This is a genomic window from Neorhodopirellula pilleata, from assembly GCF_007859915.1.
Classification (GTDB): Bacteria; Planctomycetota; Planctomycetia; order Pirellulales; family Pirellulaceae; genus Rhodopirellula; species Rhodopirellula pilleata.
Genome location: NZ_SJPM01000003.1, coordinates 468,414 through 483,142 on the forward strand (window position 1 = coordinate 468,414; position 14,729 = coordinate 483,142).

Annotated in this window: 5 protein-coding genes; 3 read left to right on the plus strand and 2 right to left on the minus strand. The window is 56.8% G+C overall.

Translation table 11 applies throughout. The features are described 5' to 3' along the window. Positions 1-277: 277 nt before the first annotated feature. Positions 278-742 carry an IS200/IS605 family transposase gene (gene tnpA, locus Pla100_RS10585; RefSeq protein ID WP_146577649.1) on the minus strand — a complete coding sequence of 155 codons (465 nt, stop codon included), beginning with the start codon at positions 740-742 and terminating at the stop codon, positions 278-280. 339 nt (positions 743-1,081) lie between these two features. After that, positions 1,082-2,083: an AAA family ATPase gene (locus Pla100_RS10590; RefSeq protein WP_146577650.1), complete on the minus strand. Its 1,002-nt coding sequence runs from the start codon at positions 2,081-2,083 to the stop codon at positions 1,082-1,084. A 117-nt stretch (positions 2,084-2,200) separates the two neighbouring features. Here Pla100_RS10590 and Pla100_RS10595 point away from each other — a divergent pair, with 117 nt between their 5' ends. From Pla100_RS10595 to Pla100_RS10605, 3 genes are all read left to right on the plus strand, one after another. Further along, entirely contained in the window at positions 2,201-11,887 is a 9,687-nt protein-coding gene (locus Pla100_RS10595) for a tetratricopeptide repeat protein (RefSeq protein WP_197167827.1), read from the plus strand. A gap of 362 nt (positions 11,888-12,249) precedes the next feature. After that, positions 12,250-13,566, plus strand: coding sequence for a Gfo/Idh/MocA family protein (locus tag Pla100_RS10600; RefSeq protein WP_146577652.1), 1,317 nt, complete (start codon positions 12,250-12,252; stop codon positions 13,564-13,566). Positions 13,567-13,675: 109 nt separating this feature from the next. Continuing rightward, positions 13,676-14,722, plus strand: a complete 1,047-nt coding sequence (locus Pla100_RS10605; protein ID WP_231602933.1) for a leucine-rich repeat domain-containing protein — start codon at positions 13,676-13,678, stop codon at positions 14,720-14,722. Positions 14,723-14,729 lie beyond the last annotated feature (7 nt).

The window sequence follows — 14,729 nt, forward strand, 5'->3', positions numbered from 1 at the left end:
GTGAGCGTGGGGTTCGCGAGAAAATTTGAGTCCGGGAGTCGCGGAGCGACGGCAGGCAATCTGTCGCCGCTTCGCGGCTGGGTGTATGGTTTCACTCCAAAATCCCCACGCTGACGCGTGGGGCTACATGCTATCGCGGCTCCGCCGCTGGGTTCGCCACGTGACTCCGTCGCGGTGTTCGTTTTTAGTCGCGGAGCGACGGCAGCAGTTAGCCCCACGCGTGAGCGTGGGGTTCACCGGAAAATACGAGTCCGGGAGTCGCGGAGCGACGGCACCTTCATCCGAAATGCTCGTCCTCGAAAAGCCGATCGGGATCAAATTCGATGTCATGGCGTTTCAGAAAAGACCGATACTCCTCGGCAAACGTCAGTTTCCGATGATGTTTCCGTTGATTAATGATGTAACGTCGCACCTTTGGGAGTTGCGGATAGCTGACGGTGAATGCGCTATATCCCTTCTGCCATTCGAAACGACGCTTGATCTCAGGCAGCTCGTTGACCCACCGGGACGCATTGGCTTTGATGTCGCGGATGGCGTTGGAAACCGTTTGAGTCGCCGAGACATGCAGCAACAGGTGGATGTGATCTTCGATCCCTCCAATTTCAAGCAACACGCCGTCCTTCTGGCGGACGATCCCTCCGATGTATTCGTATAAACGTTCACGCAACGAATCGACAATGATCGGTTTTCTGTACTTGGTACTCCACACGGCATGGTAGGTCAGTTTCGTGAACGAACTCATGATTGTGCTCCGACGTGGGTTCCTGTCGCCGCTTCGCGGTTGGGGTAGGGAAAAAACTGAAACCCCCACGCTCACGCGTGGGGCTACATGCTATCGCGGCTCCGCCGCTGGGACCGCAACGCGACTCCGTCGCGGTGTTCGTTGTTAGTCGCGGAGCGACGGTAGCAGTTAGCCCCACGCGTCAGCGTGGGGTTTGCGCGAGATAACGAGTCGGGGAGTCGCGGAGCGACGGCAGGCAATCTGTCGCCGCTTCGCGGCTGGGTGTGTGGTGTTGTTCCGGAATCCCCACGCTCACGCGTGGGGCTACATGCTGTCGCGGCTCCGCCGCCGGGGCGACCGTTACACCGACACCACGCCGGACTCCAGCAAATCCGTGATGATTTGATCCGGTTGGATTGATTCGGCTTGGCCTTCGAAATTCAGCATGATCCGGTGCCTCAGCACGTTCGTGGCGACGGCTTGAATGTCCTCGGTCGCGACGTGATAACGGTCGTCCAATACGGCGTGAATCTTGGCCGCGAGAATCAATCCTTGAGCGCCGCGTGGGCTACTGCCGTATCGCACGTATTGCCGCACCATCTCCGGTGCAATGTCTTGATCCGGATGCGTTCGCATCACCAACTCGATCGCATAACGCCGCACGACATCGGCAATTTGAATTTTGCGACTGATCGCTCGCATTTCCATCACCCGTTCCGGCGAAACCAATTTGGACGCCGTCGGCATGTCACCAGCCGTCGTGCGGTCCATGATCGTTTCCATTTCCACCACGGTCGGAAACGGTACTAATATCTTGAACAAAAACCGATCCAACTGCGCTTCGGGCAGTGGATAAGTGCCTTCCATCTCGAGCGGATTCTGCGTCGCCAACACAAAGAACACGCCTTCGAGTTGATGAGAGATCCCGCCGACCGTCACGCTGTGTTCTTGCATCGCTTCCAATAACGCCGATTGAGTCTTCGGCGTCGCCCGGTTGATCTCGTCCGCCAAAATAATATTGGCGAACAACGGACCGCGTTGAAAATCAAACGCTTTGCCGCCACCATCCGATTCGATCAACACGTTCGTGCCGATCAAGTCAGCGGGCATCAGATCAGGCGTGAACTGGATTCGTGAAAAAGACGAATCGATCACATCGGCGAGTGTGCGAACCAATAACGTTTTCCCGAGACCGGGGACGCCTTCGAGCAAAACATGACCGCCGGCGATCATCGCGATCAAGACGCCGTCGACGATCGGCCGTTGCCCGACGATGACTTTCCCCAACTCGTCTCGCAGGTTTTGAAAATCGGCTCGGAAATCGCGAAGCTGGTCGCGCAAGTCAGGGTCCACGTCACTCATCGAGTACATTCCTCAGATAAAAATTCTCGGCCTTGCGGCCCCCAAACGTTGCAATCGGACGGGCCAGCGGTTCCGATAGCGTATCCGAATTGTCCGTCCCGTATGGAAAATCTACTGATGGTCGCAAAACGATTCCTCGAAATTCTGGTCGCGCTCGCTTTGGTGATGCCGGTTGTTGTGGTGACGGGCCAAGAACCCGGAGATTCGGCGGCGGCCGATCGCGAAGCCCAGATCGCCGAAAGATTCATGCAGGTTTTATTACGAAGGCCCGCCCAAGGAACGGCTCTGGACCGCGTTTATGGGTACCACGTTCAAGCCGGTACGCTCGACGCGATGCTGGAAAACCTCAAAACCGATGTTGATGCCGGTACCGACAATGCGGGCGCGAAGGCCATGTTGTTGGGGCTGTTGCAATTGCAACGCGGTACCGACGCCGAAGCCGCCGAATCGCTCGGCCGCGCCGAAAAACTAAGGCCCGATGATGCCATGGCCAGCTATCACTTCGGGAAAGCGTTGCTGTTAGTCGGCCGAGGCGAAGCGGCCGCCGAGGCATTTGAACGGGCTATCGATCGCAAACCCGCCCGCAACGAAGCCCTACCCGTGTTCACCGAACTGGGCCGGCTTTATGGGCGGAGTCAACAAACCGACAAGGCGCTCGCGGTTTGGAATCGCCTCGAACAAACCTTCCCCGGCGACACCCGCGTTGGTGAACAAATCGCCCAAACATTGGCCGAAGAAGGTCAGAATGAAGAAGCCCTCAAGCGGTATCTCGAACTCGCCAAGAAAACCTCCGCTTCAGGCGACGCGCGCGGCATCGGTTACCAAGTTGCCGCCGCCGAATTGAAACGACGGATCGGAAAATCTGACGAAGCACTCGCGGATTTCGAAGCGATCTTGAGCCGATTGCGGCCGTCGAGCTGGCTGCACTCAGACGTCCGGCGACGCATCGAGGCCGGATTCCTGCGCAGCGGTGATTACGCTGCGTTGGCCGATTACTACGCGGGCCAACTCGCAAAACAACCCGACGCGATGGAACTGCGGATGCGGCTTGGCCAAGTCCAATCCAAGGCCGGGCTGTTGGCCGACGCGGAAAAAACGCTCGTCGAAACGGTCGAGTTGGCACCGACCGAAACCGAGCCACGGTTGGCGCTGATCGACTTGTATCAAGCGACCGCCAAGACCGCCGAAGCCGCCGAGCAATTGCGGGTGCTCGTCGAACAGGATCCCGAGAACCCGGATTACCTGATCCGGCTCGGCAACACGATCCTGGAAGACACGACCCAGGACAAGCCGGCTCGTCAAAACGAAGCTGCGGCGGTTTGGCAACAACTCGCCGATGCCCGCAAGGACGACGCGGTCATCACGGCGCAAGTCGGCGACTTGATGCGGCGAATCGAACGGGTCGATGACGCGATCGCGATGTACAACCGGGCGATCGAATTGGCTCCCGACCAACCGCAGTATCGCGAATACTTGGGCGAGTACCTGCATCGACTCGGCCGCCAAGACGAAGCGATGACGACGTGGAATTCGATCGCCGAAGGTAAACGAGGGACGCGTGACAATTACATTCGTTTGGCCGAAGTGCTCAACACGTTCGATCATCCGGACAAGGCACTCGACGCCTTCGCCCAAGCAATCGAACTGGACCCGACGTTTTCGCATCGACTCCGGTACACAGAACTGTTAACACGTGCGGAACAATACGACGAGGCAATGTTGCAACTCGACGCGTCCGAGGTAGCCGCCGAAACACCGGAAGAACGCGAACAATTGCTGAGATCACGGATCGGCGTTTACGCCAGCAGCGGAACGTTGGAAGAACGGACCGCCGAAGCCTCGAAAACGGCCGAAGCCTCGGGATCGGCTCAAGACTACCGGCGATTGGCGTTGATGCTGGACGCGTCGGCGCGAACCGACGACGCGGTCGCCGCGATCGAATCGGCGATGAAAGCCGACCGGGCTGACATCACCGCCATGGAAGTCGCCGCAGAACTGTATCGCAAATCATCACGCTCGGCCGACGCGATCACGATCTATCGACGTCTCGCGGAAGTCGATCCGCGGTTCCTGCCGAACTACTTGAAACGGATCGCGTCCTTGCACATGGAACTCGGCCAAGTCGAACTGGCTTTGTCCGCAGCTGAGGAATTGATCCAAGCCGGGCCGGGCAATCCCGAGTCGTACCGGTTTTACGCCGAACAGTGTTTCCGAGTCGGCCGTGACGACGAGGGTATTGAAAAACTTCGCCGGGCTCTCCGCGCCGCCCCTCGCGATCGCGACGCACGGCGGGCACTCGCGTCGGCGTTGGACGATCGGTTCCGCACCGACGAAGCGATCGAGTTGTACTGGGCTCTGTTGGAAGACAACGATGATCTCTCCGAGCAACGCGGTTTGATCAAATCGCTCGCCTCGCTTTATGGTCGCAAAGGCGACTTCGATCGGTTGCTCAGCCGGTTGGAACTGCGCGGGCGGGAATCGTCCGATATGCGCACGGCGACGTTGTTGATTTCCGAAGCTCATCGTTCGATGGACGATCTCGGTGCCGCCCGGATGACATTGGAACCGCTGTTGGCCGAGAATCCCCGCGATGCGGAACTGATCGCCCAATTGGTCGACTTGTCCGAAGCGGCCGACGACTTGGAAACGGCGCTGCAGTATCAAGCCCAACTGACCAAACTCGCCGATACACCGGAGAACCGAAATCGCGAATTGAAACTGTTGATCAACAGCGGCCAAATGGACCGAGCCGAAGCGACGCTGCAACGGATGCAGGCGATTACCGATCCGCTAGCGATGATCGACATCATCGATCGATCCTTGATCCGAAAGGAAAGCGAGTCGGTGGTGCGGTTTTGCAAACTGGCGTTGGAAAAAGACCCGGGATTGTGGGAAGTCCGCCCGCGTTTGATCGCTGGTTTCATCGAAAGCCAACGCTACGACGAGGCACTCGAGGAAATCGAAAGAGTCATTGATCTTGATCTGCCTGGCGACGTGCTTAGCGAAAAACGCAAGGATATGATCGAGAAAGCGAAAGCCCGGGCACGGTCGTCATCGACATCATCCAACGCCATTTACCCGAACCGCGAATCCGACGACGGGTCAAGATGGATCGGATACGTCGGCGGCATGTCCAGCTTGGCCCGCTATCACAAACTCGGCCAATACGCGCGGATGAACTTCAGTTCGTCGCAGACTTCGGGAATCGATCCCGAAGACGTGTTGCACGCCAAGCTGTTTGCCGAAACGTATCGCATGATCATCGCGTCCAAGCAAGGAAAGCTCGATGAGTTCGCGACGATCGAGGGATTGAATGATGAAGATAAAGTGAGCGTGACCGACGACATCGAGTGGCTGAAGCGTTTTTATCTATTCGCGTCGTTTCGCCCATCATTGGAATCACGATCGACGTCGCAACTGGAGCCAAATCTGGAAACGGCGACTTGGAAATTGATCGAACAAGTCCCCTCGTTCCGGCCCAGTATGCTGTACCGGGTTCTCAGCAGCCGCGCTAGTCTCCGAGCACGACAGACGCGATCGGGTGCGTCCAAAGTCAACATCGAACCGCTCAGTGATGAGCGAATCGAGTTGATCGCAAACGTCGTGGCCGGATTCAATGAAAAGGACCTCACCGGCAACACGGTTCAGGGCTACACCGCGTCACACTTTTACAATGAACTCAAAGAATCAGGTCGTGAAGAAATAGCGGCGAGCGTTCGCGATTCGTTCCCGATGTCGACCGACACGCTGCAGGATGCGATGGCGTCCGTGTCCATCGCCGCCCGGTTCCAAGACACGGGCAAAGCCGCCGAATTGCTCGATGGGGTGATCAAAAAATTGCCCGGTTGGGCACCGACGATTTCAGCGAACGACGCCTACGCGATGAGCCGAGCCTCCGCGCAGTTTGCCAACATTGCGGAGATTGATGAAGCGACTCAATTGTCCATCGCCGATTTGACGATTGCGCTTCAAGCGATCGTGAATCAAAACACACGTCGGTCTCGGCGGTCGACATCCTCATCGCTCGGTTTGGTCAACACGTACTCCAACCGCAATGGATCGTATCAACAACTGAAACTTCAAGTGCCACTGGCGAGTGACCGACTTCCATCGAACCTGGTCACCGCACTCGCCCAATCTGGCTTTGCTAATCCCGGTTCAGATCTTTTCGAGAAGGCGAGGCGAAATTGGAAAGACGGCGACTTGGTGTTGGCCGGGCAATCCTCATTGGCCGCCACCGAACGAGAACTGCGTGACGTGTTGGTCGCCTATTCCCATTGGTGGGACGGCGAGATCACGAAGACGTACGACGCGATCATCCAACTCTCCGAAGCCGACCCCGAAGACAACGATTGGTGGATCGAGCGGGCTCGTTTGGCGGCCGAGCTCAAGATGCCCGAAGCCTCACTCGAGGCACTCGATTCGATCCACCCGACCGATCAATCGACACTGCAAATCCGCGAACTTGCGGCAATGAATCTCGCGTCGCAACTCGGTAACTTGGACCGTGCCAAAACGGCCGCGCAGCGACTCTTCGGTATGCGGCTGGACGTACAAACCGAACTCGCGTTGGCGGACCAATTAACCCGTCTGGGCATGCGTGAAATGTCGGCCGCCGTGCTGCAGCGGTCACGTCGCCGGGGCGGACAATCGGTCAGTGACCTGCTTTCGCTCGCCGATCGTTACGTGACCAATGGCGACACCGACGCCGCCGCCGAGATCGCTTACAGCGCGATGCGAAAACTCAGCCGTGGAGGCGACTCCAATGAAGATTATTACCGCCGCCGAGCCGTGGAAATGTTGCGCCGTGGCGGACGTTTGGACGCCATCATCGAAATGGCGGAAAAACGGGTCGCGTCGTCGTCGACATCACTGTCGCTGAAGTCCGAACTGGCTCAGCTCTACACCGCCGCCGGTCGCAAAGACGACGCCGAAAAGGTTTTCGGAGAGATTGCTAAATTAGAGCCGAACGACCCCAAGACGTTATGGGAAACGGCCAAGCGTTTGCAATCCGCTCGAAAGTACGACGAGGCGGCTGTGAAGTTTGCCATTGCCGCCGTGAAGGAACCCGGTTTACTCAACAACGGCTACTACGTGATGACCAATTGCATCGGCCAGTGCAAGGACCGCGAACCAGCCTACAAAGAACTGATGGGTCTGAATCTGCAGTCCGTTCAAGGATACATGCTCAGCCAACTCGTCGATGTCAATCGCGGTCGCAGCGGCGATCAAACGCCCGGTCCGTTTGAGAAATCGTTCCTGGCAAAAGTGTTAAAGGAGTGTTCGGTAGAGGACCTCGAAAGCGTCTTGCGGACTGTCATCCGCGACGCGGCGATCATGAAATCCGAGGCGGTCGTCGATACGGTACGGCGAGTCCTGACGAGCGACGAGACGTTCGATCCGCGCAGCCAAGTCTGGCAACGCGGTTCCTACGGCAGCGATGGTCGTTTTTACGGCATCATCGACCCGTGTTTGCAGGTGCTCGGAAACCACGATCAACTCCGAGCCGAAATCCAAGCCGCCTTGCTTCAACGCATTGAGATGCCTAAAGCAAAAGATTCCGAGGCCGGATCACCGATCGCTGAAATGATGTTGGTCGCCACGCGAATCGGTGACGAACCCGAGGCGAAGTACCGGCCGACCTTGGATCGCATGATGGAAATGGGGCATGATCAAATCCCGTATCAAATGTGGTGGCAGATCGGCCAGGTGCTTGAAAAACAAACCGAACTGACGCAGATCACCGTTGAGGTCTATGAGAAGGGCATCGCCGCATCGGAAGGTAACAACACAATGCGTCAGTTCCAATATTCAATGCATCCACGCTTGGCCGATGCCTACGTGGCCGCCGGGATGAAGGACAAGGCTCGCGAGAAACTGTTGGAGATGTACGCCAACACGGACCACAGCCAAGACAACCAATACAACCCCGGCTACGGTGATTATCAAGATTTGGAAGCGTTCAAAAGCATCGCGAGCAAATTGGTCCGATCTGGTTCTCGGGTGTCCGCCATTCCAATCTACGCCGAAGCGTTATCCAAACCCGAACGGTTTCAAGCCGCCAAGAACTGGGGTGGCGGCGATCGATACCAAGCGATCTTTGAAAAAGAACTCGCCGCGACCTTGAAAAAGCTGGACGAGAATGACTTCGCCGAATACTTGTCGCTACCGCCGATCGAACAAAAGACTGAGCCGGCCGCTAAACAACCCAAGCCGTCATCGAAACCGGTCGCATCTTTTTTTAGTACCCCTGGATCGACCACCAACTCCACAAAAAAGCGAGAGTTCGAAACCGGGTTCGCACTATGGCCGATGCCGCTGACGACGGATCTTGAGCCATCACAAAGCAGCGTTGCGGCGATCGTGGCTGGAAAACTCGCCGAGAGCGAACCGGGTCGCGAAATGATGGCCGAATTTGATGAGAAACTAGCCCAACGGCTCAATGAAACGCCCGAGGATCCTTCGCTCGTCGGCATGCGAGCGTTGATCGCGATCGCGACGGAACAAGACACTGCACCAGAGCACTTCGATCGTTTGTGCGAGATCGTCCCGAAGGTCGAACCGCAGGGCAAAACCGCAATCCCGAGCCCGAACATACTGGCGTTGGTCTCACCGGCGTTGGTCGGGTTGGCATGCAACGACGCACAAACCAAAACCGCAGCCGGTCGTTTGGCCGACCGTTTGATCGCGCTGGCCAACGCGTCAGAACGAAAAGGGATCGCTGAAGCCTTGACGCTCGGCAAGATCCGCTATTCCGAAAGCGACGCCGATAGCGACGAGGGCAAACAAGCGATCTTACGAGCGTTGTTGGATCGCGCCGCACCGGCGACGACTCCGCCGAAGGTACTCGGCGCGGAGGCGGCGGAAGATTGCGTCCGCGTGGCCGAAACGGCCGTCGCGGCGGAAGCTTGGTCGGTGGCGATCGATGCGATCGGCCGGGCATTCGGTGGCGGTCCGCCACTGCGGACGATCGGTGGCGATGACGCCAGCGGAACTTTCATGCTGCAAACACGCAATCGTTCATCCAACCGCGAACCCAACACCAACGAACTCGACGCGATCATTCGGCGAGTGCACGGAGTCTTGGAAACCATGACTCCCGCACTGGAAGAAGATCATGGATTGGCCGAGTCCGCGTACGAAATGTTGATCTCCGTCGTGATGCCAATCGAGCGAGACAAGGAAGTTTTTCCGTACCTGAGGGATTTGATGCGTCCCACTCAAAACACTCCCTTTGCGATTGCTGAAAAGGAGAAAGCCTCTAATTTTGCCGGCCATGCCCAAACGCTCGTCGTCGCAGCCAAGGCGGCCGGAAAGCTTGACGAGTTAATGTCGCGTTTGTCCGAACGAAGAGAGACGGTCCTGTCAAAACCGCTGATCGATTTTATCTCTTTCGAAACGGCCGCCGCACAAGACGATGAAGCATTGCTATCCAAAGCGATCGACGATCTTTTTGCCTCGTGCGGCATCGTTGAAGCATCTGCCCAAGGCAAGACAAGCCCCGCGGATGCGGCGACTCCGTCACCGACAACGGAGATGTCTGCCCAAGCGAGTTTGGACAATCAAACGATCGCCAATGTTCTGTTGCACGTCGCGTATCGACTCGAGGAGCGTGAAGGAAAGACACCGCAAGTTCAGTCGATCTGGCGGCACCTGTTGCATCTCGCCGGCAAAGACAACGCCATCAGCCAAGCGATGGCCCATTGGCGTCGTATCATCGACCAGACGGTCCGCAACGCAGACCTCAACGACGACCAAGTCCGAGAATGGATCGAGTTGTACCTCGGCAGCGTTCGCCAGTTTTATTCTCGATACAACCAATCCGGTTTGGCCGAACAACAAACCGCCTACGCCGCGAGCAACTTGGCCCGTTCGGCGATAGCCGGTAGCCGATTCTTGATCGCGGCTGAATTATCTCGTCCAAGGATCATCGAATCGCATCGGCAATCCGATTCCAATAACAACGCGTTCTCAACGCTTGAAATCGCCGGAGCAGATGCCAAAACGCGATTCGAATACCTCTCCTACTTATTATTCGGAGATTCGAATCAAGAAGTTGCTGGCGAAGGTTTAATACCGATGGTCGGTTATTCGGTGTACGCCGAACCGCCGGAGGTTCTCGCCGAGGCCGCACCATCGTTGTCTCAGGCTCGCAACCTGGTCATCGCCGCCGACGATGTTCCGCTCGAGTCGATCGGTTTGGCCTTGGCCGTCACGGCCGCCGAATGTGGGCAAACCGACGAGTTGATCACCCGACTGACCAAGTATGTCGTGACGCCCGGTGACGAAGCCGACGCCATGATCGGGCTCGCGTTGCTAGCCGACGGCCGCAACGACGCGGCTGGCGAAGTGCTGCAACGCATGTCCAAGCGACTAAAAGACACGCTCCCAAAAGAAACCGTCGACTCACCCTTGCCTTACGAATCGACCATCTTCCTGGTGCGGGCGTACGATGTCGATTCGATGCGAGACGCTGTCAAAACGGCTTACAATCATTTGATCGTTCATGCGAGAAAACGTCGTCTGGGAAACAGGGCGGGCTACTACAACAAAGCTTTGACCCGAATCACCGACTCCTTTGCCGCCACTTCAGCAACCGACACGCGATTAGACCATTGGGTCGCCTACCAAACTCCCTTGCCGTACACGTCCGTAACGCAACACAACATGCCTAAATGGGCGGTTGATGATGGTTCGCTGCTGTACGGTGGCGGACTGGACGTAAACCTGATGATGTTCAAGTATCCTCTGGTTGGCGATTTTTCATTCCAAGTCGTCCAGCGTCCGCAGATCAGAGGTGCGTTCTCGGTTACCTCCAATGGCATCGCCTACATGACTCAGACTTTCACCAAACTCGCATTCGCTCGCGGGCTCGTTGGTCGTGGTCAAGTCCAACGCGACATCGCCGAGACGGAAAAAAACAAACCCGTTAAAATGGAACTGATCCATCGAGGTGATGAGATCACCTTTCGGGCCGACGATGAAGATCTATTTGTCGATGAGCGATCCCAAGCGTTTCCATTCGTCGGCCTCTACATGCAAAGTGGCTCCACCAGCGAAGCGTCTGATTTCGTCATCTCCGGCAGCCCGACGATCCCGCGGCAAGTCGATCTGTTGCATCCGAGGTTGCGTGGTTGGTCTTCCCACATCTTGAGTGCCGCGTTGCCTCCGCTGCATTTACCACTCACCTCGGACCAGAACGCCAAATCGCTCACCAAAGAAAGACTCGAGCAAGCCGAGCAAGCCGCCAAGAGCTTGCGATGGCTTGTCGTCGAGGATGAATTGCGAAACCGGATTCTCGATGAGGGATACAACCAGGCCGCCACGTCTCACGTGCATTACCAACGGCCACTTCTCGATGGCGAAAGTTTCGCCTACGAATTCTGGTACGATCCAGAGAAAATGGAAGTCCATCCGACGATGGGCCGGGTAGCAATGATGGTGCGCCCCAGCGGCATCCAACTACGTTGGCTGCCGCAATCAAGCTCGTTCGAGACGCGTATCCGTCCGGAAGTTTCCGCCGAGTCAACCAAGCAAGAACGAGACTTTGATCCTGATGAGATACTCGTCGACGGCAACTTGACGCTCCGCCCCGGCGATTGGAATACCGTCCGCATAACAGTCCAGGGTGAACAAGTCGTCATCACGGTCAACGAACAACCGGCCGCACGGGTTACGATGGCATTGGACCGACGCCCTGGTTTGCTGTGTGAGAAAGAACGTCAGTGCCGCGTTCGCAAGCTCACCCTGTCAGGCGATTGGCCAGAAACCTTACCCGACAACTTGCTGTCTCAACCAAAATAGTTCACCAATCACCCGAATCCCTCGTGCCCAGGCTCCCGCCTGGGTACGCACTGCCTTGGAGGCTCAGCCTCCCGTTTCCAATCTCTGTTCCAACTCCTCAAGCGAGTCCCCGCCAACCAGCTTTGTCGCACAACAACTATCAGCCGCAACACAGCATCGATGATCTCAGATAAAATACGCACCCGTATTACATCAGTTATCGCCGCGTTTGGTGTTTTTTGAACGCAATTAATACAAGCCCGACGCGCGAGCGAGGGAATTCGTTCCAAACTTTTTGATACCAGCGAATCCACTCGCTTGCGCGTCGGGCTTGTATGCTTGCGGCGTAGCCGCCTTAAGAACTAACAGAACCAGGATCCATCATGCAAACATTCAATCGACGCCAGTTCATCCGTACCTCCGCGATCGGCTGCGGCAGTTTCGCGACGATTGCTGGAGGTTTTTTCAGCGAGACGCAAGCAGAAACCAGTTCGTCGGCGAATGAGAAATTGAAGATCCTTTGCATCGGAACGGCCAACCGGGCTGCCGCAGACATCAACGGGGTCCAAGGCGAAGACATCGTTGGGTTGTGCGACGTGGATCAAACCTACTTGGACCGCGCCGCCGTCGGGTTCCCCAACGCAGCCAAGTTTACTGACTATCGCGAGATGATCGATCAGGAAGCTTCTCGCGTCGATGCGGTCGTGATCGGCACAACGGACCACCATCACGCTCCGGCGACGATGCGTGCGATCAAAGCGGGCTTGCACGTTTACTGCGAAAAACCGCTAACGCACACGGTCGCCGAAGCCCGCATGATCGCCGAAGCGGCCAAAGCCAAAGGAGTCGCGACTCAACTGGGAACACAAATCCACGCCAGTGACAACTACCGCCGCGTGGTCGAGATCGTTCAAAGCGGAGCGATCGGCGATGTCGGCGAGGTCCACGTCTGGGTGGGAAAAGGTTGGGGTGGCGGTGATCGTCCCGAGCAAGCCGATCCGGTGCCCGAGCATTTGAACTGGGATCTGTGGCTCGGCCCCGCGCCCGAACGCCCTTACGCCAACGGCCGTTATCATCCGGCCCAATGGCGACGTTGGTGGGACTTCGGACAAGGAACCCTTGGTGATATGGGCTGCCATTACATGGACCTGCCCTTTTGGGCCTTGGGACTGCGGCATCCGACCTCTTGTCAAGCGGAAGGCCCCGAAGTTCATCCAGAAACTTGCCCCTTGGGACTGAAAGTCAACTACCAATTTCCCGAGCGCGACGGGCTGCCGCCGGTCAATCTGACGTGGTACGACGGCGACCAATGCCCGCGAGAAGTCGCCGGCGAACGTGTTCCTGGTAGCGGCGTGATGTTTATCGGAAGCGAAGGCAAACTGTTCGCCACCTACACGAACTACAAACTCTTTCCCCAAGACAAGTTCATCGACTTCCAACCGCCCGAAAAAACAATCCCAGACTCCGTCGGCCATCATGCCGAATGGATCCAGGCGTGCAAAGACGGTTCACCCACAACTTGCAACTTCGATTACTCCGGGGCCTTAACCGAATCAGTGCTGTTGGGTAACGTGGCCTATCGAACCGGCCAAACGTTGAACTGGAACGCCTCCGAACTGAAAGCGATCGATTGCCCGCAAGCCGACGCGTTCATCCACAAGGACTACCGCCCAGGCTGGGAAGTCTCGCCGCTTGCTTGAATTGAATTCGAGTGAACGATCACATCACCATTTTTCAATGATCCGGAGTGTAAAAGCCGCCGGTTCAATATCGTATTTGTCTCTTTCAGTAGCCCGAGGAACGTTTCCCTTGAAACCCTTTCTGCTTACCGTTGCCTTCGCCCTGATCACGATCGGATGTGATCGACAACCAATCACTGCACCCGAATCCGTGTCCACACCGACAACAACACCTTCCGCACCCGCGGCAACCGTACCGTCGGACGATGCGGAGGCGGTCGCGGTAGTCGAAGCGGTCACCGAACAGATTCGCCGCGGAGACCAGGGCCAGATCATCGGTTTGGATTTTCGCGAAACCGGAGTCACCGACGATACCTTGGTCGCGGTAGGCAAGCTGTCGCAATTGCAGCAACTTGACCTACGTGATTGCAGCATCAGCGACGCGGGCCTCGCTCATCTAGACAATCTAAAACAGCTCAAAGCGTTGCGATTGTCGGGAAAAAGCGGTGCCACGAATGTGACCGACGATGGGATGAAACACCTCGCCAAGCTACCAAGCCTTAAGCTACTGAGCCTCGACTCGTTGTGGGTTAGCGAAGTGGGCCTAGAGGAACTTCGTGGCATGAATAGTTTGCAAGAACTCTACATGGCCGAAACGACCATTGGTGATGAAGCCATCGAGATCATGGCGTCGATGCCCAACCTCAAGAAACTCCGGGTCGCGAAAACACAGATCGGAGCACCGGCAATCGCCGCCATGCCGAAATTGCAAAAACTTGAGGAGCTCGACATGAGCGAGTGCGCCCAAATTTCCGACGACGCGATGGAGCCGCTCGGAAAAGTAACAACGCTGAAAAAACTGAACCTGTGGCGTGTGAATGTCTCCGACGAAGGTCTTCAACCGGTCGGCGAATTAGTCAACTTGGAGTCCTTGAATTTGGACAACACCCGACTGACCGATGCCGGACTCCCGACGATCGGAGGACTAACCCGATTAACCTTCTTGCACCTCGGTTCGACCTCGATATCCAACGCCGGACTGAAGGAACTCACTGAGCTGACGAAGTTACAAAACTTGATCGTCACCCGCACCGCCGTCACCCAAGAAGGCGTCGACACATTGCAACCCTCGCTACCGGATACGGAGATCCAATTGGTTCATACAGACGACCAATAACCCGATT

Bases quoted from the DNA above. Each gene is read 5' to 3' on its own strand.
- Pla100_RS10590 (WP_146577650.1), bottom strand. From the start codon at position 2,083: ATGAGTGACGTGGACCCTGACTTGCGCGACCAGCTTCGCGATTTCCGA.
- Pla100_RS10595 (WP_197167827.1), top strand. From the start codon at position 2,201: ATGGTCGCAAAACGATTCCTCGAAATTCTGGTCGCGCTCGCTTTGGTG.
- tnpA (WP_146577649.1), bottom strand. From the start codon at position 742: ATGAGTTCGTTCACGAAACTGACCTACCATGCCGTGTGGAGTACCAAG.
- Pla100_RS10600 (WP_146577652.1), top strand. From the start codon at position 12,250: ATGCAAACATTCAATCGACGCCAGTTCATCCGTACCTCCGCGATCGGC.